Origin of the sequence: Acrocarpospora sp. B8E8 (assembly GCF_039871605.1) — a bacterium.
GTDB lineage: Bacteria > Actinomycetota > Actinomycetes > Streptosporangiales > Streptosporangiaceae > Acrocarpospora > Acrocarpospora macrocephala.
Window position 1 is genome coordinate 13,253 of record NZ_JBDPLV010000039.1, and the last position, 25,955, is coordinate 39,207.

General features: G+C 68.9%; 21 protein-coding genes. 10 read left to right on the plus strand and 11 right to left on the minus strand.

Going from position 1 to position 25,955, the window contains the following annotated elements; genetic code table 11:
* The first annotated feature begins 4 nt into the window (after window positions 1-4).
* The 3 genes from ABGB08_RS31720 to ABGB08_RS31730 all read left to right on the plus strand — a co-directional run bounded on the left by ABGB08_RS31720 (window position 5) and on the right by ABGB08_RS31730 (window position 5,366).
* A complete protein-coding gene (locus tag ABGB08_RS31720) occupies window positions 5-1,219 on the plus strand; it encodes a mandelate racemase/muconate lactonizing enzyme family protein (RefSeq protein WP_347597592.1) in 1,215 nt (404 codons plus the stop codon).
* A 98-nt stretch (window positions 1,220-1,317) separates the two neighbouring features.
* Entirely contained in the window at window positions 1,318-4,212 is a 2,895-nt protein-coding gene (locus tag ABGB08_RS31725) for an NEW3 domain-containing protein (RefSeq protein WP_347597595.1), read from the plus strand.
* Between the two features lie 299 nt (window positions 4,213-4,511).
* Window positions 4,512-5,366: an amidohydrolase family protein gene (locus tag ABGB08_RS31730; RefSeq protein WP_347597597.1), complete on the plus strand. Its 855-nt coding sequence runs from the start codon at window positions 4,512-4,514 to the stop codon at window positions 5,364-5,366.
* 48 nt (window positions 5,367-5,414) lie between these two features.
* Here ABGB08_RS31730 and ABGB08_RS31735 read toward each other — a convergent pair whose 3' ends face one another.
* Complete coding sequence (locus tag ABGB08_RS31735; RefSeq protein ID WP_347597600.1) at window positions 5,415-6,161, minus strand: FadR/GntR family transcriptional regulator; 747 nt, start codon at window positions 6,159-6,161, stop codon at window positions 5,415-5,417.
* Between the two features lie 745 nt (window positions 6,162-6,906).
* Here ABGB08_RS31735 and ABGB08_RS31740 point away from each other — a divergent pair.
* Window positions 6,907-8,055: a cellulose binding domain-containing protein gene (locus ABGB08_RS31740; protein ID WP_347597603.1), complete on the plus strand. Its 1,149-nt coding sequence runs from the start codon at window positions 6,907-6,909 to the stop codon at window positions 8,053-8,055.
* A gap of 131 nt (window positions 8,056-8,186) precedes the next feature.
* Here ABGB08_RS31740 and ABGB08_RS31745 read toward each other — a convergent pair whose 3' ends face one another.
* The 5 genes from ABGB08_RS31745 to ABGB08_RS31765 form a co-directional block, all read right to left on the minus strand.
* Window positions 8,187-10,025 carry an RICIN domain-containing protein gene (locus ABGB08_RS31745; RefSeq protein WP_347597606.1) on the minus strand — a complete coding sequence of 613 codons (1,839 nt, stop codon included), beginning with the start codon at window positions 10,023-10,025 and terminating at the stop codon, window positions 8,187-8,189.
* A gap of 401 nt (window positions 10,026-10,426) precedes the next feature.
* Window positions 10,427-12,145 (minus strand): trehalase family glycosidase, encoded by a 1,719-nt coding sequence (locus tag ABGB08_RS31750; RefSeq protein WP_347597609.1) that lies wholly within the window; start codon window positions 12,143-12,145, stop codon window positions 10,427-10,429.
* A gap of 35 nt (window positions 12,146-12,180) precedes the next feature.
* Window positions 12,181-12,999 (minus strand): carbohydrate ABC transporter permease, encoded by an 819-nt coding sequence (locus ABGB08_RS31755; protein WP_347597612.1) that lies wholly within the window; start codon window positions 12,997-12,999, stop codon window positions 12,181-12,183.
* Window positions 12,996-13,970 carry a sugar ABC transporter permease gene (locus ABGB08_RS31760; protein ID WP_347597615.1) on the minus strand — a complete coding sequence of 325 codons (975 nt, stop codon included), beginning with the start codon at window positions 13,968-13,970 and terminating at the stop codon, window positions 12,996-12,998. The genes ABGB08_RS31755 and ABGB08_RS31760 overlap by 4 nt, the downstream gene beginning before the upstream one ends.
* Before the next feature lie 11 nt (window positions 13,971-13,981).
* Window positions 13,982-15,208, minus strand: a complete 1,227-nt coding sequence (locus ABGB08_RS31765) for an extracellular solute-binding protein (protein WP_347597618.1) — start codon at window positions 15,206-15,208, stop codon at window positions 13,982-13,984.
* 351 nt (window positions 15,209-15,559) lie between these two features.
* Between ABGB08_RS31765 and ABGB08_RS31770 the strand changes: the two genes are divergently transcribed.
* Together ABGB08_RS31770 and ABGB08_RS31775 are read left to right on the plus strand one after the other, a co-directional pair.
* Entirely contained in the window at window positions 15,560-16,585 is a 1,026-nt protein-coding gene (locus ABGB08_RS31770; RefSeq protein WP_347597621.1) for a LacI family DNA-binding transcriptional regulator, read from the plus strand.
* 176 nt (window positions 16,586-16,761) lie between these two features.
* Window positions 16,762-16,971: a hypothetical protein gene (locus ABGB08_RS31775; RefSeq protein WP_347597624.1), complete on the plus strand. Its 210-nt coding sequence runs from the start codon at window positions 16,762-16,764 to the stop codon at window positions 16,969-16,971.
* A 123-nt stretch (window positions 16,972-17,094) separates the two neighbouring features.
* Here the strand turns inward: ABGB08_RS31775 and ABGB08_RS31780 are convergent, their stop codons facing one another.
* A complete protein-coding gene (locus tag ABGB08_RS31780; protein ID WP_347597627.1) occupies window positions 17,095-17,385 on the minus strand; it encodes a DUF5372 family protein in 291 nt (96 codons plus the stop codon).
* Between the two features lie 129 nt (window positions 17,386-17,514).
* Here ABGB08_RS31780 and ABGB08_RS31785 point away from each other — a divergent pair, with 129 nt between their 5' ends.
* Together ABGB08_RS31785 and ABGB08_RS31790 are read left to right on the plus strand one after the other, a co-directional pair.
* On the plus strand, window positions 17,515-17,667 hold the full coding sequence (locus tag ABGB08_RS31785) for a hypothetical protein (RefSeq protein ID WP_347597630.1): 153 nt from the start codon (window positions 17,515-17,517) through the stop codon (window positions 17,665-17,667).
* Window positions 17,668-17,903: 236 nt separating this feature from the next.
* Entirely contained in the window at window positions 17,904-18,266 is a 363-nt protein-coding gene (locus tag ABGB08_RS31790; RefSeq protein WP_347597633.1) for a hypothetical protein, read from the plus strand.
* Window positions 18,267-18,505: 239 nt separating this feature from the next.
* Here ABGB08_RS31790 and ABGB08_RS31795 read toward each other — a convergent pair whose 3' ends face one another.
* Window positions 18,506-20,452: a kelch repeat-containing protein gene (locus ABGB08_RS31795; protein WP_347597636.1), complete on the minus strand. Its 1,947-nt coding sequence runs from the start codon at window positions 20,450-20,452 to the stop codon at window positions 18,506-18,508.
* A gap of 246 nt (window positions 20,453-20,698) precedes the next feature.
* On the opposite strand from ABGB08_RS31795, the gene ABGB08_RS31800 reads away from it, so the two are divergent.
* Window positions 20,699-21,799, plus strand: a complete 1,101-nt coding sequence (locus tag ABGB08_RS31800; protein WP_347597639.1) for an ATP-binding protein — start codon at window positions 20,699-20,701, stop codon at window positions 21,797-21,799.
* Window positions 21,789-22,958 (plus strand): hypothetical protein, encoded by a 1,170-nt coding sequence (locus tag ABGB08_RS31805; RefSeq protein ID WP_347597642.1) that lies wholly within the window; start codon window positions 21,789-21,791, stop codon window positions 22,956-22,958. Before ABGB08_RS31800 ends, ABGB08_RS31805 begins: the two co-directional genes overlap by 11 nt.
* Here the strand turns inward: ABGB08_RS31805 and ABGB08_RS31810 are convergent.
* From ABGB08_RS31810 to ABGB08_RS31820, 3 genes are read right to left on the minus strand one after another with little or no spacing between them, the layout of a single operon-like run.
* On the minus strand, window positions 22,931-23,653 hold the full coding sequence (locus ABGB08_RS31810) for a response regulator transcription factor (protein WP_347597645.1): 723 nt from the start codon (window positions 23,651-23,653) through the stop codon (window positions 22,931-22,933). The genes ABGB08_RS31805 and ABGB08_RS31810 overlap by 28 nt on opposite strands.
* A complete protein-coding gene (locus ABGB08_RS31815) occupies window positions 23,608-24,741 on the minus strand; it encodes a hypothetical protein (RefSeq protein ID WP_347597648.1) in 1,134 nt (377 codons plus the stop codon). Before ABGB08_RS31815 ends, ABGB08_RS31810 begins: the two co-directional genes overlap by 46 nt.
* On the minus strand, window positions 24,722-25,894 hold the full coding sequence (locus ABGB08_RS31820; RefSeq protein WP_347597651.1) for an ATP-binding protein: 1,173 nt from the start codon (window positions 25,892-25,894) through the stop codon (window positions 24,722-24,724). Before ABGB08_RS31820 ends, ABGB08_RS31815 begins: the two co-directional genes overlap by 20 nt.
* Window positions 25,895-25,955 lie beyond the last annotated feature (61 nt).

Consider the following 25,955-nt stretch of genomic DNA (forward strand, 5'->3'; position numbering starts at 1 on the left):
CACGTTGACGACGATCCAGGAATGGGGCCGCCCTATCGGCGATGCCAACGGCCTCTATTCCGACGGCGTCGTTTCGGTGCCGCTCGTCATAGTGGAGACCGACGAGGGGATCAGCGGGGTCGGCATCGGGCCGCACGTGGAAATCGACGCCATCTTCACCGCACTGGAGGGTGAAGATCCGCGCGGTGTGACAGCACTGTACGACCGGATGCTCCGGCAGACATTCAAGGCAGGTCACGCCGGGGTCGTGTTCGGAACCATCGGAGCGCTCGACACCGCCCTGTGGGACATCAAGGCCAAAGCGGCCGGCGAACCGCTGTGGCGTCTTCTGGGCGGTCGTGACAAGCGCGTACCCGCCTACGCATCGGGCCTGGACATCGGCCTGAGCGACGACGAGCTGGTGTCGCTGTACGAGGTCTACGCTCAGCACGGTCTGCGCGCGGCGAAGCTCAAGGGCGGACTGGACATCGAACGGGATCGGCGCCGTCTCACGCTGGTCAAGGAGGTGCTGACCCGAGCTGGACAGGGGGCACGGCCGAGCCTGATGCTCGATGTCAACGAGGCATGGTCGCGCAAGCAAGCGGTTCGGCACATCTGCGAACTTGAGCGCACCCTGGATCTGACCTGGATCGAAGAGCCCGTGCGGCGGTGGGACGCCGAGGGCTTGGCCTCGGTCGGCAGCGGGATCCGCGCGGCGGTGGCAACCGGAGAGAACCTCACCGGGCTCGAGCAGTACCGTCCGCTGCTGGCCGCAGGCTCTGTCGACATCGTTCAGACGGCCGCGGTCTGGGGAGTCTCCCATTTTCTGCGCGTGTCAGCCCTGGCCCACGCCCATGACCTGCCGGTCAGCCCCATCGGCACCACCCCGGTCGCCTTGCTGCACGCGGCGACGTCGGTGCCTAACCACATCGCCAGCGAGTTGCAGGATTTGCAGCCGCCGACCGGACTCTCGGTCGATCTGCGCATCGAAGACGGCGCCTTCATCCTTGGCGACACGCCTGGCATAGGCCTCACGGTCGACGAAGACACGATCAAGGAATCCACCCGCCGACCGGGCACCCTCACGGCCGACAGTCCCGCCGTCAGGCCCGACCAGGCCGGCCGCCGTCTGCTGGCGTCAGCGGACCATGGTCATGCCGCGCACCAGCACCAGCTCACCTCCCTCGGCCATGGACCTGCGCAGCCGAACAACCAGGGCAATCCCACTGTTCGACGCTGACCATCCAATACGCGTCCTGTGCCGGACGAAAGGAAATCAACGTGCGTCTGTCAGTCATGCCGCGAAGACGCCGATCGGCTGCGGCTCCCACCTTCCTAATGATCACCCTCGGACTCCTCGCCGGAGCGTTCATCGTGCCAGCCCACGCCGCACCGACCACCCAAACGATCGTGGTCGCGGCCACGGGAGCCGAGAACGCCGACGACAACAGCCGGGGCAGAAGAGACGAGCCGCTTGCGACCTTGGCGGAGGCGCGGCGACGCGTGCGCGCCGCGGTCGCCCAGGGAGACCGCGACGTGATCGTGGAACTCCTGGACGGGATTCACCGGCTCAACGCGCCGCTGCGGTTAGACGCCGCCGACTCCGGCCGCAACGGCCACACCGTGACCTGGACGGCGGCACGCGAGGCCGAACCCGTGATCAGCGGCGCCGCATCGGTCACCGGCTGGGAACTCGACGATCCCGCCACCGGCGTCTACAGGGCCCAGGTGGGCACGGGTTTCGACACCCGCCAGCTCTACGTCGACGGAAAGCCCGCGCAGCGTGCGCGGATCAGGCTGGCACGCAGTGACATCACGCTGAACGCGACCGGATTCACCATCAACAATTCGTCCCTCGCCTATCTCGCCAACCTGCCCGACCAGAAGCGCATCGAGTTCCAGGCGATGCTGTCCTTCACCAACCGGTTCGCGCCGGTGGAGCGCATCTCCGGATCCACGGTGGTGATGCAGCAGCCGGCGTGGAACAACAACACCTACGGCTATGACACCATTCAGTCGCCGTTGCGAACCCCGACGTTCTTCCTGCTCAACTCCAAGAGCTTCCTCAACGAGCCCGGCGAGTGGTACTTGGACACCACGGCAGGAGTGCTCTACTATAAGCCGCTCCCGGGCCAGGACATCACTCGGGCGCGGGTCGAAGTGCCGCGGCTGGAATCGCTGCTCCAGGTCGGAGGCACCTACGATGATCCCGCCCGCAACCTGCGGTTCGAGAACCTGACGTTCACCGGGACCACCTGGCTGCACCCCAGCTCTTCCGACGGGTACGCCAACCAGCAGACCGGGGTGTTCATCAGCGGTGTCCAGCCCCACCGGCCAGCCGACGCCTTCACCTCGTGCGCGTTCGGATGCAAGGGGTTCGAGGGCTCACGCAACGGCTGGGCCCAGGCACCCGCGGCCGTTCAGGTATCGGCGGCGGAGGACATCACCTTCGCCGGCAGCACGTTCGTCAACCTCGGTTCCATCGGCCTCGGCATCGGCAACGACGCCAACGCTCACGCCACCGGCGTGGGACTGGGCGCGCGCAAGATAACGGTCACCGGAAGCACGTTCACCGCGAATGCCGGTGGCGGGATCATGGTCGGCGGCGTACGCCCCGACGCGCACCACCCCTCCGACCCCCGGATGATCAACAGCGACATCGTGATCAGTGATAACCGCGTCTACGCGACCGCACTCGAATACCTGGATCAGGACGGGATCTTCGCCAGCTATGTCACACGGCTGGCCATCGAGCACAACTACGTCGCGGACATGCCCTATACCGGCATCGGACTCGGCTACGGCTGGGGCGCCAACGATCCCGGCGGGAGCCCCGAATACCTCAACCGCGGCCTCTACGACTTCCAGCCCGTCTATGACACACCGACGACCCTGAGCGACGTCCGCGTCGTGGGCAACCATGTCCGCAACGTCGTTCAGACGCTGTTCGACTCCAGCTGCATCTACACGCTCTCGGCCATGCCGCGCAGCGTCATCGACGAGAACTACTGCGAAAACAGCGGGCAGCTTGGCCTCTACTTCGACGAGGGCTCCCGATACGTGCGCGCGAGCCGCAACGTTTTCGTCAACACCGCAGGTCAGTGGGCGCACGCCAACAACCAGAACGGCAATCACACCGGCGACCTCACGCTGATCGACAACTACGCGACCAACTCCGCCATCACCGGCATCGTCAACGGCAGCCGCGGCAACGTCGCACGAGGGAACGTCACCATCATCGACGGCAACCTCCCCATCGAGGCCAGCCGTGTGGTCTACAACGCCGGTCCCGTCGGGGCGTACCGGACCGTCTCCGACCCCCAGCGGGTACCCATCGGCGTGTCCCTCACAGCGGATCCGCTCACCATGCGGGCCGGTGAGTCGGCTACCGTGACGGCCACGGTGGCGAACCTGAGCGATCGCCGGGCGGCAGAGTTGCAGGTCGTCGTCACTGCACCCGAAGGCTGGCAGGCCGAACGCGTCGGTAAGCCGATGAGGTACGGAATCGACTCCGGCGTATCGGCCACGGAGACATGGAAGATCACAGCTCCCGCATCGTTCTCGACCCCCGTCAGCCGCGCACCGGTGCGGGCATCGGTGCGCGTCCGGGCCGACCAGGCCGACTTCACCGTGACCAGATCGCTCACGCTGACGGCGCTCAATCCCCTGACTTCCCTGCAGGGGCACGGCTCGGTGCCCAGCCAGTTCGCCGAGGCCGGAACCCAGTACGCCATCCTGACCTCGGGGGCCGACATCTGGCAGGACGCCGGCGGGTCGTTCGACCAGTACGGCGCCATGTACCAGGACGACGCCGCCGGAACCTCGGCCATCGTCACCGCCCGCGTCACCCAGATGGACAACACCAACGCGTGGGCCAAGGCCGGCGTGGTCCTGCGCAACGATGTCACCGCTTCCGGCTCCTCGCCGGGATACGCCGTCGTCGTCGTCACACCCGGCAACGGCGTCGCCTTCCAGTGGGACTCCAACGGCAACGGATACCTCGACTCGTTCAGCGGCGTCTCAGGGGTCAGGTCGCCGGCCTGGGTTCGCCTGGTCCGCTCCGGCAACCAGATCAGCGGTTTCTACTCCACGAACGGAACCAGCTGGACCAAGATCGGCGCGACCGTGACCCTGTCCGGCGTCACCGACAGGCAGGACGCGGGGCTGATAGCCACATCCCACGCGCCCGGGGTGACCGGACAGTTCAGCTTCAGCGATTTCACCATCACCTGACGCGATCACGTGCGCGGCCCGTCCGACGGCGCGCGGGCGACGTGGTCGAGCTGGAGATCGAGGGCCTGGGCCGCCAGCTCCAGCGTGTGGGGCAGGCATGGCGGCGGGCGGGCTGCCGCAGCGGGCGCTCTACTCGGCCTCCAAGGGAGCGGTGATCGCGCTGACCCCGGGGACCGCACGACCGTGATCACGCCGGCGGCCAGGCCCCCGGCGACGGACGAGACGGCCGGCCTGGCCCGCCTGGCCGCCACAACCGGCAAGCCCGTGAGGACTCTGGCACGAGAGGCTCTTGACCCACTATGACGAACATCGACGCCCATCACCATCTCTGGGACCTGTCCAGCCGGCCTCAGCCGTGGCTCACGACTCCCGAGATGGCATCCCTTCACCGGGACTTCATCCTTTCCGACTACGCCGCGACCGCGGCGGAGGCGCAGATCGGCGGCTCCGTTCTCGTGCAGGTCCTGCCCGACGCCCAGGAGACGCGTGAGTTCCTCGCTCTGGCGGCCCGGTCGGAAACCGTCGCGGCGGTGGTGGGGTGGGCCGACCTGACCCGGCCCGACCTCCCCGACGAACTCGGCGCGCTGAGCGGCTCGCCGGGCGGTGAGTTCTTGCGCGGCATCCGCCACCTGGTGCAGGGCGAGCCGGACACCCGCTGGCTCGCCCGAGACGAGGTTCGCGCGGGGCTGCGCCAGGTGGCGGCTGCCGGACTCGTCTATGACCTGCTCGTGCTTCCTCATCAGCTGCCCGCCGCGATCGAGACGGTACGCGCCCTGCCCGAACTGAGCTTCGTCCTCGATCACCTGGCCAAACCGCCGATCGCCTCCGGCGAGTTGCAACCGTGGGCCGATCTGGTGCGGCAACTGGCCGCGGAGCCCAACGTGGCCGCCAAGCTCTCCGGCGTCAGCACCGAAGCCGGCAGAACGAACTGGGACGCGTCCGTCCTGCGGCCGTACGTGGAGGTCGCGCTCGACGCGTTCGGCCCCGAACGTCTCATGTTCGGCTCGGACTGGCCTGTCTGCCTCCTCGCCGGCTCCCTGCCCGCGTGGACCGAGACGGCAAGGACGCTGCTCGCCGACGCCGGGTTGACGCCGGCCGAGCAGGAGGCGGTCTTCGGCGGAACGGCGACACGGATCTATCACCTGACGGAGTGAAGACTGAAACCGCGGCGTGGGTTGGCCTCTGCGGCCGGCGTCAACGCCCTACCGCTGCAGGCGTACGGCTTCGCTGGGACCGCTGCGGCGGACGAGCCACGCTTCCGTGATGTGGGTGAACATCGCCTGGGCCGCACCGTCGGGGTCGCGGTCGGCGATGCGTTCGTACACGCGCCGGTGGCCGAGATTCGAGGCCACACACAGCGCTCGCTCCGTGCGGCCGGTATAGCGTGCGGTGTTGACGACTTGACTCTCCAGCGATCTCACGACCGCCCTGGCGATGCGGTTCCCGGACGCCTGCATGATCGTGTCGTGAAATGCGCGGTCGTGGTCGGCGTACGTGATGGGATCGCCCACCAGTTCGTCCATCTGGTCGACCAACGTGCGCAGCCGTTCGACGGTCTCCGTCGTGCCCAGACGTGCCGCCACGTGCGCCATGTCGGATTCCAGCAGGCGCCTGGTGACGACCAGATCGTCCAGGACCTCCATGCCGTCGTCCTGCGCGATGATCGACCCGAGGACGAGTTCATCCAGCATGTTCCACGTGGTGGGCGACGTGACGAGGGTGCCGCTGCCCTGCCGGATCTGCACCAGCCCTTTCTCTTGGAGAATCTTCACGGCTTCACGGACCACAGTCCGGCTGACCGAGAAGGTCTCGCACAGCGCGGGTTCTGGAGGCAGCGGGGTGCCTGCGGGATGGACTCCGCGGACGATGCGCTCGACCAGTTCCACGGTCAGCGCCTGGGCCAGGTTGGCGGGTCGCTTCGTCCAGGCCGGGGACGGCGTTGTGCTCACAAGCGCTTCTTGAGATGCCGTCATGTCGCCTCCAATGACCCCGGCGCGAAACGGCGTCACGGGTTGCTGCCATTTTAGACCACTACTTTGACATCAGACGTCATACGAATTATGGTTTTGCTCACAGGGTCAGAAGGGACCTTTGAGGCGGGTCGCCCACATCTGCCAGCCACGTCCCCTTCCGTGACACACCCGCGCCCGGATCGTCCGGCTGGCGATACCGCTCATTCTGATTCTCTCTTGTCACCGCCGGGCCACCGCGCATGATCGATAACATCGGCCGGTCACCCAAGGAGATCGTCAAGATCCGCGGCCGGGGTGGATTCGCGGCTGGATGACCCTAAGCCGTCCAGGTGAAAGCTTCATGACGGCACGCGCCAGGCATACGAGACTCCTGCCTGGTCAGAGGCGAGAAGGCCGGCCCATTTCCGGGAGGGAACGCCGGCGGCCAACGGGTGGTTCCTTGACAGGCTCCATCCGCATCATGTGTGCTCCCGCCGCACCACCAAGTCGCCCCGGGACGAGAAGAGCAGTCGACGCGCTCGGTTCATGTTATCGGTAACATCCTCCTCCTCGATCAGAAAGAGCTGCTTGGATGCTGGGACTCAGACCCTTATCCGCCGCGGTCGCGGCTGCTGCACTCCTCATCCTGACCACGGGTCCCGCTGCACAGAGCCACGCTCGGTACTCAACCACCGCCAAGAGCGTTCTCGCCCCGACTTCCGGATGCGGCAAGACTCCGACGTTGACGAACGGCACCAACACGATCCAGAGCAGCGGCAAGAACCGCAGCTACATCCTGAGGATCCCGAACAGCTACGACAGGAACCGCCCCTACCGTTTGATCTTCGGATTCCACTGGCTGGGCGGCACCGCCACCGACGTCGCCACCGGCCAGACCGTGCAGCGTGACGTCTGGGCCTACTACGGCCTGCTGAGGCTGGCCGCCGAGAGCACCATCTTCGTCGCGCCCCAGGGCCTCAACAACGGCTGGGCCAACAGCGGCGGCGAGGACGTGACCTTCGTCGACGACATGCTCCGGCGGATCGAGGCCGACCTGTGCGTCGAGACGACGCAGCGCTTCGCCCTGGGCTTCAGCTACGGCGCCGCGATGAGCTACTCACTGGCGTGCTCACGCGCGAACGTCTTCCGCGCGGTCGCCGTGTACGCCGGCGGGCAGCTCAGCGGATGCAGCGGCGGCACCCAGCCGATCGCCTACTTCGCGGCGCACGGCCTCCGCGACAGCGTGCTCAGCATCTCCGGCGGGCGATCGCTGCGCGACAGGTTCGTCCGGAACAACGGCTGCACCGCCCAGAACCCGCCCGAACCCAGCCAGGGCAGCCTGACGCACCGGAGCACCTCGTACTCCGGATGCGCGGCCGGCCGCCCCGTAGTCTGGGCCGCCTTCGACGAGGGGCACATCGCCGCCCCGCAGGACGGGGCCCCCGGCGACAGCGGCTCCCGCACCTGGCTGCCCGCGGAGACGTGGCAGTTCTTCACCCAGTTCCAGGCCGACCCCTCCCCCAGTCCCAGCCCGAGCCCGTCGGTCACCCCCAGCCCTTCAGCGAGCCCCAGCCCGAGCCCGTCCCCGCCTGTGACCGGCGCGTGCACGGCGACGACCCGCGTGGTCAGCTTCTGGTCCGGCGGCTTCCAGGGTGAGGTCACCGTACGCGCGGGCAACTCCGCGATCACCGGCTGGACCGTCAACTGGACCTGGCCCGGCTCCCAGAACATCACCCAGATGTGGGGAGGTATCCGCTCGGGCTCCGGCGCGAACGTGACTGTACGGCCCGAGTCGTGGAACGGCTCACTCGCAGCCAACACGAGCACGACCTTCGGCTTCCTGGCCAGCGGCACATCGGCCACACCGGCGGCCGGCTGCACGAGTCCCTGATCGCATCGGTCCCCGGTCGTCAGCGGGCGACCGGTGCCCGGGCGAGCCAGGAGATTGGAGCCGGGGCCCGGCGGCGAGGAACTTCTCGCCGCCGGGCCGACTCAATACCGCAGACGGGTGAGAATGGAGGGTTACCGGCCCCACAGCCGCCAGGTCTGGTTGAGCGGGCTGCCCTGGCCGGCGGGGTTGCAGGTCCACTGGTGGATCAGGGCGCGTGGCGCGGTGGAGATCGTGCTCACGTCGACGCACTTGCCGCTGTGGCGGGCCACGATCTGGTAGTCGTGGGAGTCGTTGCCGGCGTAGGTCACTTTACGCAGCGTGAACTGCTGGTTCAGCGATCCGCTGACACAGGTCCACTGGATGACGGCCGCGCCGTCCGCGGTGGAGACCCCGTTGACGTCCAGGCACTTGCCCGAATGCTGATTGGCGATGGTGTAGGCGCCGGCGACCCCGGCGACGGGGCGGAAGTTCCACAGTTGCTGGTCGCCGCCCTCGCAGGAGAACTGCTGCTGCTGATTGCCGTCGGCCGTGCTCATGTTGGCGTTGTCCAGGCACTGCTGGGAGTGCTGGGCGACGGCGACGGACTGGAAGCCGCCGTCGGAGGGAGGCAGCAGCGTGACGGTGAAGGTGTCGTCGGCGTTGCCGTTCGGCAGGTTGACCGTGGTGGCGTTGCCGGAGAGCGTCACCACGGAGTTCTGAATGGTGATCGGGCCCTGGACCGCGCCGCCGCCGTTGTTCGGGATGCGCTGGGCGACCACCCGCACCTGGTTGTTCTGCACGATTCCGCTGGTGGTGTCGAGACGCCGCAGGTTGACCGCGATGTTGCCGGTCGTGCGGCCGCCACCGACGAGAATCTTCGCGACCCCGCTCGCCTTGGTGGCGAAGGCGTCGTAGGACGAGCTGGGGGTGACGGAGCTGACCTGGCCGGTCTGCGATCCGTAGAATCGATAGACCCACCATTCGCCCTTGGGCAGGTACTGGCCCGCCGAATTGCGCAGCAGCAGGCCGGCCAGGTCGTTGTGCAGGTTCCCGCCGCCGGCCCAGTTGGCGCGCAGGCCGTCGGCGCCGGCCCGCTCCAGGCGCGCGATGTACCAGGAGCCGTCGCCCGCGTTCTGCTCGTTGGGGGCGGCGTACTCGTTGATCTGGTAGGGGCGCGGGTGGGGGATGCCGCGCGGGTTCAGCGTGGCGTTGGCCGCCGCCACGTTCGCCACCGGGTCGCCCGGCAGGGAGTGCCAGCTGATGATGTCGGGGACCACGTTGTTGGCGCGGATGTAGTCCAGGTACTGGTTCCACCAGGTGTGGGTGGTGGAGGGCACGCATGCGCAGCTCGGGCCCACGATCAGGTGGTTGGGAAACTCCGCCCGGACGCGCTGGTAGGTGCGCCGCCACAGCTCGAAGTACTGGGACTGGGGACGGTTCCAGAACAAGGTGATGTTGGGCTCGTTCCACAGGTCCCACTGGACCGGGGCACCCGTCGCCCGCACATCGTTGATCAGGCGGGTGAGGAAGTTGTCGTAGTCGGTCCAGTTGCCGTTGTCCCCCGGGAACCGCGAGATCGGGTAGCCGTCGGCGCCCCACAGGTCGTGGACGAGCAGGATGAACTCGGCGCCCAGTGACCGGGTGCGCAGCAACTGCGCGCGGGTGGAGTTCCACCGGCGGTCGTACTTGCCCGACACCCAGCCGCCCGGGCCGTCGAGCTGCGCGCCGCCTGCGCGCATGTACCGGAACTTCACGTCCCGGAAGAAGTGGTCGGCCGGCCCCGAGGCGTTCTCGGTCATGCCGTAGATCCAGCCGGAGGCCCGGTAGGTCGGAGTGCCGCCGCCGGCGGAGAAGTCGACGGTGATGGATTCGTCAGCGGCCCGGGCCGGGGTCGCGGTCGTGACGAGGGAGGCGAGGACGAGCGCGCCGGCGGAGAGCAGAGAGGCGAGGCGGCTGCGGCCGCTGAGCCGCCTGCTGGGCGAGGTGTCCATTGATGGCTCCTTGGACGGAGGGGTGGGGTGCCAGGACAGCCCGCAGCTGTCCCGGGTCATGCGCCGGTAGCCGGAATGAGCGAAGACATCAGTGGTCATATCGAATCGATTCGCCCGAATCGTAGAACTAGCCATTTGGACTGTCAATGACGCATGTCCTAGGCGTAAACATCATGTTTCTTGACCTCGTCAGAAACATAGAGCAACCACTCGTGAACGCGATCTCCGACGTGGGCGGCTAATCGAACCGATTCAGAATCAGCAGACTATTCTCCCCCACCATGACCGTCCGGCCGCAGACCTCCGACCAGGACGCGGACGCCGGAACCGCCCCGGCGGCCCGACACGCGATCATCAAGCCCACGGCGATCAGCGGCAGTAGCCAGGCCGGGCGCGCCGGCTCATGCCTGCCCCGCCATACGGCGCGTATGGGCGGCCGCCAGGATGAGATAGGCGCTGGCCGTCCAGGTGTAGGCGCGATCGCGGAGTCCCGCGCCGGTACGGGCGTCGAAGTTCTCCGCGAACCCCGACTTCTCGCACAGGGCGCGGAAACGCGCGCTGATCTCGTCGGCCAGGACCGTGTGGCCGGAACGGCGCAGACCGTCCTCGATCAGGACCGTCGAGGGAGCCCAGATGGGGCCGCGCCAGTAGCCGTCGTCCTGATAGTGCGGAGAGGTGGGCAACTCCGTGGCCAGGCCGTACGCCGTCAGATGGGTCTTGATCCGGGCGGCCAGCGTCGTGTGGACCGGCTGGGGCAGTTCCTCGCCCAGCACGATCGGCATGAGGTCGAGCAGGCTGGCGCTGGGCCAGGCCCCGTCCGAACGTGCGCTCCGGGCGACGAAACGGTCATCGCGCCACAGCTCGGAGAGCATCGCCTCGCGCATCCGGTCGGCCGCCTGCGACCAGCGGGCCGCGCCCTCGGGCATGGCCAGTTCGGTCGCCAGGCGGGAGAGCGCGCGCATCTGGAGTATCAGGAACGAGGCCAGGTCGGCTGTCTCGACGACGCGTTCAGGCGCGAAGGTGGTCGCGTTGTCCCATCCACTGTCGTTGCCGTGCTGGTAGTGCGGAAGCTCGCGGCCGGGGGCGCGGCGCGCGGCGAGCCAGAACGTGGTCCACCGCTCGAGCAGGCGGTAGGTCTCGGCCAGGTCGTCGAGGGGCACCGGGGGCAGATGCCGCAGGACCCAGCCGTGGATGGGCGGCTTGACGAAGTTGTACAGGATCTCGGAGTGGGTGATGGAGTCGGGCAGCGCGCCGGCGGCGTCTTGATGGTCGAAGGGCAGCCGGAACTGATCCCAGGCCAGCGCGGGCAGGCCGTCGGCGAGGGCGATCGCGTTGAAGCAGTGATCCCAGCTCCACACCTTGTCCATCCAGTGCTTGGACATCAGCACCGCCGGACGGGAGACGAAGCCCGCGGCGCGTACCGTGGCCGACCACAGGACGTAGACGGCCAGCTCCGCGGCGGGCGCCCGCTCGTCCCGCCAGGGCGCCACCGCGTCGCGGAACTCGTCGAAGTCGCGCCGCGCCGCCATGACCACTTCATCGAACGCGTGCTCGCTCGCGTAGGGGGCGCGGGCGGTCTCGTACTCTTCGACGGCGATCTCCCACTCCTGGCCGTCGCCGGTCACCACGACCCCCCGCTCGGTGGCGCCCAGCGCCTGCGCGCCCAAGTGTTCGGCGATCCGCCCGTGCAGGAGGGTGATGCGGTAGCGGCGCCCGGTCTGGTAGAGGGTGAAGACCGAGGACCCGTCACGGGGATCCTGGAAGAAGTAGGGGCCGCTGAACGGGGTCAGAACCGGGTCGGCGGCCAGCAGGCGCAGGCCGAGCCCGCGGCCCCGCACCCGTACGGTGTCCATGCTTTCATAGGCGAGATCGATCCGACCGGAGCCGCAGCTCCAGGTGAGCCGATGGGGCGTGGCGGTGATGAGGGTCTCGGCGCGGGCGGTCCCGGCGACGGGGATCAGCCGCAGGATCGGGTGCATCCCGGTCTGATGGGAGACCAGGTGCACATCCTGGGCGTAGGTGTTCTCCCCGACGACCGGGGAGAAGCCGAACCAGGACCCGCGGAAACTGAACGGGATTTCCTGCAGGGAGAACACCGGGCCTGTGGCGGCGACGGTCATGAAGGGATGGTCCTTTCCATGGAAGGAGAGCCCGGTCAGTCCTTGACGGCACCCGCGGTGACGCCCGCGGTGACGTAGCGCTGCGCGATGACGAGCAGAACGGTGGCCGGGATCGAGGCGACCACCGCGGTGGCCATGATCGCGTTCCACTGCTGGTTGTTGTTGCCGATGTAGTGGTAGATGCCGAGGGTGATCGGCTGGTGGTCTCCTCCGCTGTCCAGCGTGCTGGCGAAGATGAAGTCCGACCACGCCCAGAGGAACGCGAACAGCGACACGGTGATGATCGCGTTACGGCTGACCGGCACGATGACCGACCAGAAGATCCGCACGGCTCCGGCTCCGTCCACCCTGGCGGCGTGCAGGAGCTCCTGCGGAATGCCGGACATGAACGTGGTGAGGATGAGCACCGCGAAAGGAACGGCGAGGGTGGAGTCGGCCACGATCAGCCCGGTGAGGGTGTTGAGCACGCCGAGGTTGAGGTACATGGCGTAGAAGCCCATCGCCATGATGATCCCGGGGATCATCTGCGCGATCAGCAGCACGAAGCTCAACGCTCCGCCGCCACGCGGGCGCAGCCTGGCCAGCGAGTACGCGGCCGGCGTCGCGACCGCCAGGGTCAGGGCCACGGTTCCCAGCCCGCCGACCAGGCTGGCTCCCAGATAGGGAAGCTGCTGGTCGAGGACCGCGCGGTAACCCTCCAGGGTGGCGTCCGAGGGGAACCAGGACGGCGGGCTCCTGCGCATGTCCCGGTCACGGGTGAACGACACGTTGATCATCCAGTAGACCGGGAACAGCATCATTCCGGTCAGCGCGACCCCGATCAGGGTCTTCCACCAGCGGCGCGGACCTCTCATGCGAGGTCCTGCCTTCGCTGGACGCGGATGTAGAGCAGCCCGAAGATCAGCGCCATCACAATCAGCAGGTTGCCGACCGCGGCGCCCGGGCCGAAGGACGGCACCAGGTTGCCGAACCCCAGCCGGTAGGACCAGGTGGCGAACGTGGTGGAGGAGCCGCTCGGCCCGCCCTTGGTCATGATCCAGATGATGTCGAACACTTTCAGCGTGTAGACCAGCCCGAGCAGCAGCGTGATCGCCGAGACGGGACGGAGCAGGGGGAGGGTGACGTGCCAGAACCGCTGCCGGCCTGTCGCCCCGTCCAGCGCGGCGGCTTCGTAGACGTCCGGGTTGATCGCCTGGAGGCCGGAGTAGAGGACCACCAGGTTGAACGGGACACCGATCCAGATGTTGGCGGCGATCACCGACCACAGCGACCAGTCCGGCGAGGTCAGCCAGTTGACCGGGCCGAGCCCGAAGGCGCCGAGCACCGCGTTGACCACGCCGGAGTCGCTGTTGAGCATCCACGCCCAGGTCGAGGACGACACGATGAGCGGCAGCAGCCACGGCACCAGGAACAGCGCGCGCAACGTCGCCGACAGCCGGAAGTTCTTGACGAAGAACAGGGCCAGGGCGAGCCCGATGGTGAACTGGAAGAGCAGCGACACCAGCGTGAACACCACCGTGTGCCACAACGCGGGCCCGAAGGTGGCGTCGCCGAGGATCTTGACGTAGTTGGCGAACCCGGTGAAGGGCGCGTCGCCCTGGACGAACGAGCGGACGGTGTAGTCGCGCAGGCTCAACTCGACGTTGCGGTACAGCGGGTAGGCGTAGAACACCGCCAGGTAGACGATGATCGGTACCAGAAAGCCCCATGCCACCCACTGCTCGGACCGTGGCCGCGCCTGTTTCCGATGGCCCCGTACGGTCGGCACGGGGCCATCGGTGGCGGGGACCGGGCGCTGGTCGGGCGCCTGGGCGATTCGACTCATGCCCCGGCCGCCTACTGGATCGCGCTCGCCGCCGCGGTCTGCGCGTCGGTCATCGCCTGTTGCGGGCTCTTCGCCTCGCTCAGCGCCGCCTGCACCGCGCCCCACATCGGCTCGGAGATCTTCGGATACTTGGTGCCGAGGTCGTCGCTGGTACGGCCCTTGGCCGCGTTGACCGCCGCCACCCACACCTCCAGCTCGGCGTTCTCGGTGACCTGACGGGCCTGCACCGCCTCGGTCGGCGCGATGTACGACAGCGTCGTGACCGTGGCGAGGGAGTTGTCGGTGCTGGTCAGGCAGGTGACCAGCTGCTGGGAGGTGGCGTAGCGGGCGGTGTCCTTCTGCACGGGGACGCTGACGAACTCGCCGCCGGTGGGCGCCGGTGCGGTTCCGCCGCTCTTGCCGGGGATCGGGATGATTCCGTACTCGAAGCCGGTCTGCTTGGCATTGGCCAGCTGCCAGGTGCCGTTCTCGGCGAAGGCGTAGTCGCCGCCGGCGAACTCCTGCCAGCTGGTGGTCTGGGTGTTGTTGATGACTGAGTTGGGCGCGTACCCCTTCTTCAGCCAGTCGCTCCACAGCGCCACCGCTGACACGCCCTCCGGCGAGTCGAGCTTGGTGAGCCGCGCGCCCGACCCCCAGAACCAGGGCAGGAACTGGAAGCTGCCCTCCTCGGTGCCGATGGCGGAGAACGTGATGCCCTTCTTGCCCGCCGCCTTGACCCTCTCCAGGGCGGCGGTCAGCGAAGCCCAGTCGGTGATCGAGGCGATCTCCACCCCGGCCTTGTCGAGCACCGCCTTGTTGTAGTAGAGCGCCAGGGTGTTGGCGCCGATCGGGACGCCGTAGGTATCGCTCCCGCTCTGCCCGGCCGCGAGCAGGTTCGGCGAGATCGCCGAGATGTCGAGCTTGTTCTCAGCGGTCGTGGTCAGCACTCCGGCCTCGGCGAGCGTCGAGATCACCGGGTTGTCCACGACGATCACATCCGGCGCATTGCCCTGTTGCGCGGCCAGCAGGGCTTTGTTGGTCAGGTCGCTGGTGTCGTAGCCCGTACGCTCGATCGTCACGCCGGCCTGGGTGCCACAGGTGTCCAGCAGCTTCACCCAGGCGGAACTGTCGTCGTACTGCGGATAGGGGTCCCAGATGGTGTAGGTACCGCCTCCCGCCGACTGGCTGGAGGCGGCGGCGCCCTGCCCGGCTGGGGCGCTCGAACACCCGACCAGGCAGCCCGCGGCCAAGACGGCCATGCCCGTGCCGAGCGTGCGCCGGCTCCATCTTGGTGATCTCGCTGCTGTCACGGATCCGGCCGTCCTTCCGGGGTCAGGTGAGTTGGGTATCGGTGAGCTCGTCGTTCGCACGGTTCCGGCCTCCAGCGACCGGCGTTACACGCCTGTATCCGCTCGATGTCGAATCGATTCCGCGAATCGGTTCGACCGAAGATATGTCGACGCCTCATCCACGTCAATGGGCCTCTGGAGGTTCTTCCTGGCACTGTCGGTGTTCGGGCGACGCGAGCGCCAGGTCAGCCGGGCCCTCCACCATGAACCGATTCGACCTACTATGAGGAAGCGTCGTAGCTAGCCAGCTGAGGAGTGCCGTTGAACATCGGGGAGATCGCCAAGCGGTCGGGTGTCTCGCGCAGCACGGTGTCATACGCGTTGAGCGGCAAGCGACCCGTGTCGAAGGAAACCCAGCGGCGGATCCAGGCGGTCATCGACGAGCTCGGCTACCGTCCCAACGCCGCGGCCCGGGCCTTGAAGGAGGGCAGGACCCGCACGATCGGCCTGGTCATCCCCCCGGCCAGTCAGCGCCTCACCGACGTGCAGTTGGGTTTCGTGGCCAGCGTCGTGGACGCGGCCGCCCGCGCCGACCTCGACGTGCTGCTCTCACCCTCCGGCGGAGAGCACGACCGCTCCTTCGAGCGCGTCGTCACCGGTAGCCGCGTGGACGGAGTCATCCTCATGGAGATCCGGCTGGAGGACGACCGGGTCACCCGCCTGCGGCAGACCGGGCTGCCGTTCGTCGGCATCGGCCACACCAGCCGACCCGAGGAGATGACCTGGGTGGACATCGACTACGAGACGCTGATCTCCCGGTGCGTGCACCATCTGGCCGACCTGGGCCATCGTCACATCGCCCTGGTCAACCGCTCGGCCGAGCTCGTCGCCGCCGGGTACGGCCCGAGCCACCGGGCGCAGCGCGGCTTCTCCCGCGCCATCGCCGAACGCGGCCTGGAGGGCGTGCAGGTCTGCTGCGCCGACGACGCCCAGGCGGGAACGTCCTGCGCCGAGCGGCTTCTGGCCACCCACCCCGAGCTGACCGCCATCGCCACCCTCAACGAGGCCGCCATGCCCGGGTTCTACCGCGCGCTGGCCCACGCGCGCCTCACGGTGCCCGGCGATTTCTCCCTCACCGGAGTCGCCGCCCGGCGCTGGGCGGAGAACCTGCATCCGCCGCTCACCGCCGCCGACATCCTGGCCGACGAGCTGGGCGCGCACGCCGTCGAACTGCTCATCCAGCGCATCGCCGATCCCGAGGTCCCCCATCGCCAGCTGCTCGTCGCGCCTCCGATCTCGCTGCGCGAGACGACCGGGCCGGCGCGGCCCCGCAGCCGCCACGCCTGAGATGCGAGCACAGCGCGGAGCGGGCGCGGCTCCTCAGCCGCAGGGACCGCGGCATGCGCGTCCTCGGGGGCGCGTTCGAGTTCCCCGAAGTTGAGGTACGCCTGCGCCGCGGGCATATGCCGCGGCACATAGAGATCAACTCGTGAAAGGGCCCGCTGATCGATAAGGTGCGGCGGATGATCGAGTTTGGTCGGCTTCGTTCTGTACGGCTGGCGCTCGCCGTCGTTCTTCTGCTGGGCGGCCTGGCCGCGAGCGGACCTCCGGAGTTCGAGATGGTGAGCTGCGCTTTCGTGGGCTCCTCGATGTCATGCGGAGACCCCGAGTTCGAGGCCCGGCTGAAGGCCCAGATGCTCACGCCCGACCAAGCTCGTGCCTTCGGATTATGACGTCGATCATTCTGATTCGTCTAGCGATTCGCCGAGCATGTAGCGATATGAGCAGATATGCGGCCAGACAGAGACGCCGTGGCTGGCCGGGCCTGCTAGTCGCGTCGCAGCGATGGGGCGTAATCACCGTGACACTCGCGGCGGAATCTCGTTGACACCGTCATCGGCAGCGGACGGCCCTCGTAGGCGATCGATCAATTCGCCGAGCGCCAGCAGTCCCTCAGCGGTGAAGGGGCAGCGCCCGTCCGCCGCGACCACGAACGGATCGGCCCCGGCCACATCCGTCCACGCGGCCGGCAGCGAGAACAGGCCGCCGTCCTCCTCGCGGCAGTAGACCCGGTCCTCACCCCAGTTACGGCGATGGACGACGAACTCAAAGTCGCGCCCGGACAGCGGATGGAACGGGTGGGTCACCCGGACCCGTCGGTACCGATCGTCGCCATCGGGTGTAGTTGACGGCGTACTCCAACTGCTACGCCGAGCGCTGGGTCGGCACGGTACGCCAGCCACCTCGACCGCGACATCGGCCGAAACCCCAGCGCCGTGGTCATCAGCGGCACCGAACTCCAGCTCTTCTACTACGACGTCACCGGCGGGAACCTCCGCCACGCCTGGCACGACACTGCCGGCTGGCACTTCGAAACCCTCGAAGGCGACCCCGGATCCGTCAGCCACCTCGACCGCGACATCGGCTGACCAGACTCAGCCGTCCGCACGCAGGGACCGGCTCAGCGGCCGGGCGGAGCTCCAATGCGCCGCCTAAGCCGCCGATGCCGGTCCCGACCGCTCAACAACGGTTCACGGCGAGCACGGTCCGCGCAACGGGCGCAGAGCCATAGCCGGACCAAGCTGATGGCCAGCACCGGCCGTCTGGCCCCTGGGGAGAAGGCTAGCCTGTGCCGCGTGAACCGCCCCGCCTTCAACAGAGAGAGGTGATACCCGCCGAGATTCTCATCCTTCGCCATCAGGTCACCGTGCTGCAACGGCAGGGAAAGACGCCGCGGCTGTCCTGGGCCGATCGAGCCCTGCTGTCCGGGCTGACCCGGCTGCTGCCCACCGCCCATCGCCGCCGCCTGCGCCTGATCGTTTCTCCCCGGACGGTGCTGCGCTGGCACGCGCAGCTGGCCGAATACATTGATCATTACAACGGCCACCGGCCGCCGCGTGAGACGAGGGCGTCCGCCCAAGTCCTACGAGGGATTCCGGGTGGACGCCCACAACATCGCGTGCGCCTCCTCCTTGAGAGAGACCGTCGTGCTTTGTGGTGCGGCGGAGCCGCCCGGCTCACGTTGTGAGCTCACGCGATGACTCGGGTCGGCGCGCCGAGTTCGCGCAGCGCTGCGACTTGCGTCCGCCGCCTGACCACCTCGGCCTTCTTGCGCCGGCGGGCCGTACGCTGGTCGGCGCTGAGGCCAGCCAGGAACGGGTTCCCTCGTCGTGGAGAACGGCGAAGCCGCCATGACAGGCGCCTCCGCCGTCCTCCGCGCCGACCCCAAGGTCCGCCGCATCTACCTCGGTTTATGAGCGCCTCGGTTCATGGGCGGGTGGTGTAGATCTCGGTGTTGGGGCCGCCGTCAGGGCCGATGCCGCCACCGGCGATGAGCAGCTCTCCGGAGGCCAACGGGATCATGGCGGCGCCCGGATGGGCCAGGGCGAGCGGCGCGTCGAGGGCGAACGTCCCCGTGGCGGGGTCGTAGATCTCGGTGGGCAGCGGGCCGCCGCCCGCCACCATGACCCGCCCGTCGGACATGGCCACGGCCTGGGCGCTGTTCCTGGCCAGGCGCATGTTCCCGGTGGGCGTCCACCTCCCTGTGGCCGGGTCGAACAGGAGCGCCTCGGTGAGCGGCGTGCCGGAGGCGTCCGTGCCGCCCACGATGAGCACCTTGCCGTCGTTCAGCAGGACCAGCGTCGCGCCGGCGCGGCCCGACGGCAGGTCGCCCACGCGTGACCAGGTCCCGGAGGCGGGGTCGTACAGCTCCGTGACGGGCAGCCAGGTGTCGCAGCAGGCGAAGCCGCCGACAACCATCGCGCGGCCGTCGCGGAGCACGACGCCGGCCGCGCCTTCCCGGCGGGCCTGCAGGCTGCCGGTCGGCGTCCATTGGCCGGTGGCGGGGTCGTACAGCTCGGCCGAGTTCAGGAACCGGTTGCCGTCGGGCAGGCCGTGCGCGCCGGTGGCGATCAGGGCGCGGCCGTCGTGGAGCGCGAGCAGCACGCCGTTCCTGCGCGAGGTGGCCACGCTGCCGGTGGTCGTCCACTGACCGGTTGCCGGGTCGTACACCTCGGCGGAGTCGTAGTCGAACGTGGCGTGCTCGTTGGTCCCGGCGGCGATCAGCACCTTCCCGCCGCCTATTACCACCGGGTGCCGGAAGCCGTCACGCGGCTGACTCACAACGCCGGTCGCCGTCCACCGCCGGGTCGCCGGGTCGTACAGCTCGGCGGTGGCGGTGAGGTGGCCCGGGCTGTCCGAGCCGCTGACCACGAGCACGCGGCCGTCCGGAAGCACGGTCATTGCCGGGTTTCCATGCCCCGACAGCATGGCCGGCCCGGCGATCCACCGCGCCGTGGCGGGCACCACGGCCGCGTTTACCAGCTTGGCGATCTTATTCTGGCCGTCCCTGTTGGGGTGGAAGCAGTCGTCGCCGTTGCGCGGGAACAGCAGGAGGTTCAGCCGCCTGGTGGCCTTGGCCTGGATGTAGGTGTGGCTGAAGGTGGGATCGGCGTCTCCGCAGAACGGCCTGGGGCCCTCGTATCCGGCGAACGCCGCGCCGACGCCGTCGACCAGCTTCACGGTGGCGTCCTGCGCGGTTCCCGTGTAGTCGGCGACTGCGCCCTTGATCGCGTTGTTGAGCGCGTTCACGGTGTCGGTCATGATCTGATGGCAGGGCGGTCGGCCCAACCAGGTCTGGTCACACCGCAGGGGCAGCGCAGTGTAGATCACCGATTTGGCGTTGAACGGATTGTAGTAGGTAGTCACCGCGATCGTGCGGTGCGGATGGCCCTTACCGAGTTGGTCGAGCGCGGTGTGGATGTTGCGGCGCAGGATGGTGCTGGTCCCGTCGCGCAGCCGGGCGAACGTCGGATACGCCCGCGGCGCGAACGCCGCCAGATAGACCTGCCAGAAGGCGAACTGGTAGTCGTCGGCGCCGACGGTGAGCGTCACCAGGGTGGGGTCCTCGCCGAGGAAGTCGTTCGCTTTCGAGACCTGCGTGGCGAGCAGCACGTCCGAGGTGTCGCCGGAGCACGCGTACTTTCTGTAGTGAGCGGCGTCCAGGCCGAGGTCGGCCTTCACCACGTCTGGATAGGCGCCGTCGGCGGACCGACGGCAGGTGTCCTGGCGTGAGGTGTTCAGGCCGTGGCCGGAGGCGACGGAGTCCCCGAGCGCGGCGTATTTCACGAAGGTCGCCGCCGCTGGAGCCGGCGCGGAAGGCGATAGCGCCGCCGCCCCCGTCAACAGGATCGCGGCGATCGATCGGCGAATCATGGAATCCCCCTTCAATCTGTGGTGGACACCAGATTGATGAATTGCGGGGGCACGGTCCTGTTGTCTTTGAAGAGTCCCCTCTGGGGAGGTCATACGTTCTGAGCGAAGCCCGCCTATTCCCACAAGACCCCTTCAGAGCGGTCATTTCGGCAATTGAGCCCGGCTGCCGGGAGTGGAACGCTGAAGGCATCTCGCGTGGGGGTGAGTGTGACTGTCGAGGCAGACGGGCTCATTCGGGTGGAACCCGTGCGCGTGGCGATGTCGCGCATGGCCGCCGGACTGCGCGGGTCGGTCGCGGTGATGGCCGTGCTCGCCGCCGCAATCGGCGCGCCGGCGCTGGCGTCGCCGCGCTGGGTCGTGCCCGTCCTCGCCGTCATCTGCGGCTGGACCGCGCTGTATGTATGGCTGTGCTGGACGCGATATCTGCGCGCCTGGATGATCGCCGTAGACGTGGCGATCGCGTGCGCCGTCAGTCTTTCGATCGGCGAATTGGTGCCGCCCGCCGTGGTGAACCATGGTTATTGGGTGGCGGGATTCGCGAGCATCGTAGTCATTTGCGCGCAATTGATGGGGAGGCCTTTCCTTTCCATTCCGGCCGGATTCCTGGTCGCGGCCAGCCTGACGACGGGTGCGCGCCTGGCGGGTAGTCCCAGCCTGATCTCGGGTCTCGTCATCGCCGTACAGGCCTGCGCTGCCGCGGCCACCATGGTGGTCGCGACGCGCACCGGGCGCGCGGCGGCGGACGCGTTCACGCGGCTGCAGGAGGAGGACCGCAGGCGCGACATCGGGTCGGCCGCGCGCGCTGACATGCGCGCGCAGCTCAGGCTGGTGCACAACGGCCCGCTGACGACGCTGATGATGGCGCTGCACGCGCCGTCGGCGCACCCCAGCCCCGTGCTGCGCCGCCACGCCGCGTCGGATCTGCGCGAGCTGTTCGCGCTCGCCGCCGACCTGAGCGAGGCTCAGGAGCGGCTGGTACGCCTCGATAGGCGCCTGGAGGAAGCCATTTCCTGGCACCGGCCCGAGCTCGCCGTGTCCGCCGACTTGCCGCCGATCGAGGTGCCGGCCACGGTCGCGGAGGCGTTCGCCCAGGCCGTGAAGGAGGCGCTGACCAACGTGACCCGGCACACCACGGCCGGACGCGCCCGCCTCGACCTCGGCGAGCGCGACGGGCGGGTCCACGTCGGCGTCTTCGACCAGGGGCCGGGCTTCGACACGCGAGCCGGCGGGTTCGGAGTCCGAGAAGTGATCATCGGCACCATGATCGCGGCCGGAGGTGTCGCCACCGTCCAATCGACGCCGGGTGAGGGGACGACGGTCCGCCTGGAGTGGCGCCGTGAACCGTGACGTGCCCGCCAGACGCCCGGTCTCGGCCGTCGAGACCCGCTACGACGACGGCGCGCTGCATGCCGCCGTCCTGGTAATGGCCGTGTGGCACCTGTTCCCCATCCTGCCCGACGGGGTGCTCCGCTGGCGGTTCGACCGGTTTCCCACCCCGTACAGCGCGGCCGTGTGGGTGGGCTACGCCGTGCTCGGCGTGGTCGCCGCGACGGTCACGCTGCGCGGGGGCGGGCGCGGCCCGGCGCTTCCGCTGATCGTCGTGCCGCTGCTGCTGGCCGGCAGCGCCCTGGTGGCGCTCACCACCGCGGGCCCGATCCCGTCCAGATCCTTCTTCGACGCGGGGAACTGGCCGTTCAACGTGCTCGGCTGGTTCGCGCTCGTCGCGCTCTGGCGGCAGCCGCTCGCTGCGCTGCTCGGCTTCTTCCTGGCCAACGGGGCGCTCGGCCTGGTCCTGCTGATCGCGCTCGGCGGCGCCGATCAGCTCGGCCTCGCCTGGTACGTGACCGCGGTCCACGGCGTCAGCATCATCCAGATCGTGCTGTTCATCGGAGGGCATCGGCTGGCCGCGATCGCCCGGCGTACGGCCGAGGATCAGGACCAGATCGCCAGATCAGCGACCAGGCGGCTGGCAGCGGAGGCGGTGCAGGCGGCGCGGCAGCGCCGATACGAGCTGGTCCGCCGCACGACGGCGGCCCTGCTCACCCGGCTGGCCGCCGACGAGATCGACCTGACGGACGGCGCGGCGCGGCGGGAGATCCGGGTCGCGGTCTCCCAGCTGCGGCGACTGATGGTGGAGTCGGACGACGTGCCGGATCCGCTGCTCCAGGAATTGCGCGCCTGCGCGGACGAGGCCGAGCGGCGCGGTGTCGAAGTCGACCTGCAGGCCCCGGTGGGCGTGGTCCCGGCGCTGAGCCTGGAAGTGCGGCGGGCGCTCACCGAGCCGATCATCGAGGTACTCGCCGCGACCGCCACCCACGCCAGGGTCACCGTGATCGCGACGGCCGGCGAGGTGGTGGTGGCGATCCTCGCCGACGCCCGCGACATCGGCCGGGTGCCCTCGCCGCCGGGCATCGAGGCGAGCTACGACACCAAGGGAGATCTCATGTGGGCGCAGGGCCGGTGGCACGCGCGCGACGGTCAGGGGTCGGAGGCGTCGGAGCGGTAGTCGGAGATCTCCTCGGGGGCGATGCGGCCTTCCTCGATGCAACGGGCCAGCAAGGCCGTGTTCGACCGGCAGGGACGTCCGGCCGCAGCGAACTTCGCGCGTGCCCGGTCGACGTACTGCTTGACCGTGCTCTCGCTGATCGGTGAGCCGTCCGCCTTGGGCATGCGGCGGGCGATCGAGGCATAGTCCATGCCCTGGAAGAGATGGAGCAGGGCCTCCTCCTCGCGCTGCGATAGCTTGGCCGCGCCGAGCAGGCCGCCCGCCATCGACGGCGTCACGTACGGGCGGTCGTGCGCGACGGCGTCGATAGTGTCGACGAAGTGCGCGCGCTCAGTCCGCTTGTCCAGGAACGCTGAGGCGCCCGCGCGCATCGCGGCCTGGACGAGCAGCGGCTTGACGAACACGGAGAAGACCACGACCCGTAGCCCCGCGTCGGTCAGCGCGGACACCCGCTCGGTGACCTTCACCCGGCTCACCGCGGGCTGTTCGTCGCCGCCCAGGTCGAGGTCGAGCACCACGACGTCGGCTGGCGGATCGGTGGACGAGAGGACGGCGCCCACCGAGTCGGTGACCATGGTGAGGGTGGCGCGATGACGCGGATCGTTCGCGATCCACGCGCGCACGCCTTCGATAACCACGTCGTGATCTTCTACGATGGCGACGGTGACGGGCCCGTCCATCGGGCCTGCGCCCATAGCAGGTCTCCTTTCGTGTCGTAGCTCGCCTCGATGCCGGGTGGGGACGGCGCCCGGCTGAGGTCACGGACCCGGGCGTCGGCGACGACCGCGATGACGACTTCGGCCGGTTCCGCCACCACGGTCACCCGCGCCCGGCTGACCGTGGCCGCGAGCGCCGCGATGATCGGCTCGGCCAGGGCGCGCCTGGTCTCCACGGGCAGCGGCGGCACCGCCCCGACCGCGGCCTGCAGGTCCACCTCGACGCCGCGCCGTTCGGCCTGATCGGCGCAGGCACGCAGCTCCTGGAGCAGCGGATCGGGCACGTCGTCGGTCTCGACGGTCAGCCTGCGCAGCCGGGTGGCGGCCACCCGCAGACGCTGCCCGGTCGCCGGGCCCGACAGGTCGAGCCGGTCGCCAGCCAGCTCGGCGAGGAGCTCGGCCGCGGTGCGCCGTACCGTGTCGTATCGATGCGCGCGGGAGCGCTGCACGGCTTCCGCGGCCAGCCGCCGCGTGGTGGTGAGCGCGATCTCGTCCTGTGTCACGGCGGTCTGCCGGGCGATGTCCGCGAGCATACGGCCGCCGACGAAGAGGGTGATCTCGATGCTGCAGACCGAGATTCCGTAGATGACGAAGCGGGAGACCGTCACCTGGTCGATCCCGTCGAGATACGCCAACTCGCCGAAGCCGAGCGCGAGATGGACCGCGAAGAAACCCGCCAGCTCGGCGAACGACCGCCGCCACAGGCACACGAGCGCGAACCAGCCGATCGTGTTGAACGGCCAGTTGTCCGCGTCGAAGAACGAATCCACCGACGCGCCGAGCACGACGGCCACCTCGCCACAGAAAAGAACGGGCACCGCAACGAGCGCGAGCCACGGACCGCGCCCGGCGCCTCGCGGCACGGCGACGCTGAGGATCAGGCCGAGCACGGTGTAGACGGTCCAGACGAACAGGCTCACCGCCAGGGCCCGTCCCGGGGGCGACACCTTGATGATTCCGGTGGGCAGCGCCACGCCCGCGTGCCAGATCCAGAGCACCAGCACGGACGCCACCAGGGCGCCCTGATCGAAGCGGCGATGCACCGCCTCAATAGACGGGTTGCGCACGGCGCCACTCCAATCTCACCGACGTGCCCTTACCCAGGGTGGAAGCGATGGTCGCGGTCCCGTCCACCGTCGTCATCGTGCCGATCACGGCCTCACGCAGGCCGAATCCAGCCGCGATCCGCTGCTCGACGCCGAACCCGCGGCCCTGGTCGGAGACGACCGCGAACGTCCGATCGGCGTCCTGCCCCAGCTCCAGCATCGCGTGGCCGGTGCCAGCGTGCCGCAGCACGTTCTCCAGGGCCTCCCGTACCGCCTGCAGAAACGCGTCGGCCACGCGCTGCGGCAGCGACACCTCGGCCAGCCGTGCCGACACGCGCAACTGGGGCTCGTACCAGATAGAGACCTGCGCGAGCTGTTCGTCGAGGCGCACCAGCTCTTCGCCGGCGCCGTCGCCGGATTCGAGCACGGACAGGGCGCCGAGATCGGCGGCGGCGCGGCGACGCAGCGTCGGGGTGGCGCGCGGCGAGTCGGTGTGGATAGCCATGGTGAGCGTGGTGAGCGGTCCGTTGTGCAGCAGCCGGAGCTGAGACAGCGCGGCCGCGCGCTCGGCGGAGGCGATCGCCGCGGCCCGCTGCTCCTCCTGGAGCTGCCCGAACGCCGTGGCCGCGTCACCGCCTGTACGCACCGCGACGACCATGGTCGCCGCGGCCGCGACCGTCTGCACGACCAGAGTGATCAGATCCATGATCCCGTACGCGGGAATCCCGGCGAGGTCGCTGCCGATGCCGTACGCCACTGTGACGAGCAGCCCGGCCGGAATGGACACGAGCGGATGCCCGTGCAGCTGCGCGCAGATCACCGTCATCGCGGCGAGCGCGTTCACCCAGCTCGCGCCGCCCGGGACGGCCGCCGGTGGCAGCACCCACCACTGCACCACACAGACCCCGCAGGTCAGCCCCACATCGACGGCGATCACCCAGCCGCTCAGGCCACGCGTCCAGACGCGCCGCGCATACCAGGCGGTCCACGCCGCAACCGGGACAAGCACCACGGCCAGCACCCCCGGCGACCGAGTGGCGGTGAACCCGATCAGCGCCGACACGATGCCGACCGCGCCCACCCCGCAGCGCAGCCCGACGGCCATCTTGGCCATCGCAAGCCTCACCGGTTCACGCCGCAGCACGGCGCCCACCTCGGCGCTGTCGTGGGCCATATGCGGTCCCCCGGATTCTCCGCACCAAGAACATCGGGGCAATTACTAAAACACATCTCCC

What these genes read in the sequence shown, in the direction of transcription:
- ABGB08_RS31765 (WP_347597618.1), bottom strand. Translation starts at nt 15,208, where the DNA reads ATGGCCGTCTTGGCCGCGGGCTGCCTGGTCGGGTGTTCGAGCGCCCCA.
- ABGB08_RS31750 (WP_347597609.1), bottom strand. Translation starts at nt 12,145, where the DNA reads ATGACCGTCGCCGCCACAGGCCCGGTGTTCTCCCTGCAGGAAATCCCG.
- ABGB08_RS31760 (WP_347597615.1), bottom strand. Translation starts at nt 13,970, where the DNA reads ATGAGTCGAATCGCCCAGGCGCCCGACCAGCGCCCGGTCCCCGCCACC.
- ABGB08_RS31775 (WP_347597624.1), top strand. Translation starts at nt 16,762, where the DNA reads ATGATCGAGTTTGGTCGGCTTCGTTCTGTACGGCTGGCGCTCGCCGTC.
- ABGB08_RS31725 (WP_347597595.1), top strand. Translation starts at nt 1,318, where the DNA reads ATGATCACCCTCGGACTCCTCGCCGGAGCGTTCATCGTGCCAGCCCAC.
- ABGB08_RS31820 (WP_347597651.1), bottom strand. Translation starts at nt 25,894, where the DNA reads ATGGCCCACGACAGCGCCGAGGTGGGCGCCGTGCTGCGGCGTGAACCG.
- ABGB08_RS31810 (WP_347597645.1), bottom strand. Translation starts at nt 23,653, where the DNA reads ATGGGCGCAGGCCCGATGGACGGGCCCGTCACCGTCGCCATCGTAGAA.
- ABGB08_RS31745 (WP_347597606.1), bottom strand. Translation starts at nt 10,025, where the DNA reads ATGGACACCTCGCCCAGCAGGCGGCTCAGCGGCCGCAGCCGCCTCGCC.
- ABGB08_RS31795 (WP_347597636.1), bottom strand. Translation starts at nt 20,452, where the DNA reads ATGATTCGCCGATCGATCGCCGCGATCCTGTTGACGGGGGCGGCGGCG.
- ABGB08_RS31755 (WP_347597612.1), bottom strand. Translation starts at nt 12,999, where the DNA reads ATGAGAGGTCCGCGCCGCTGGTGGAAGACCCTGATCGGGGTCGCGCTG.
- ABGB08_RS31730 (WP_347597597.1), top strand. Translation starts at nt 4,512, where the DNA reads ATGACGAACATCGACGCCCATCACCATCTCTGGGACCTGTCCAGCCGG.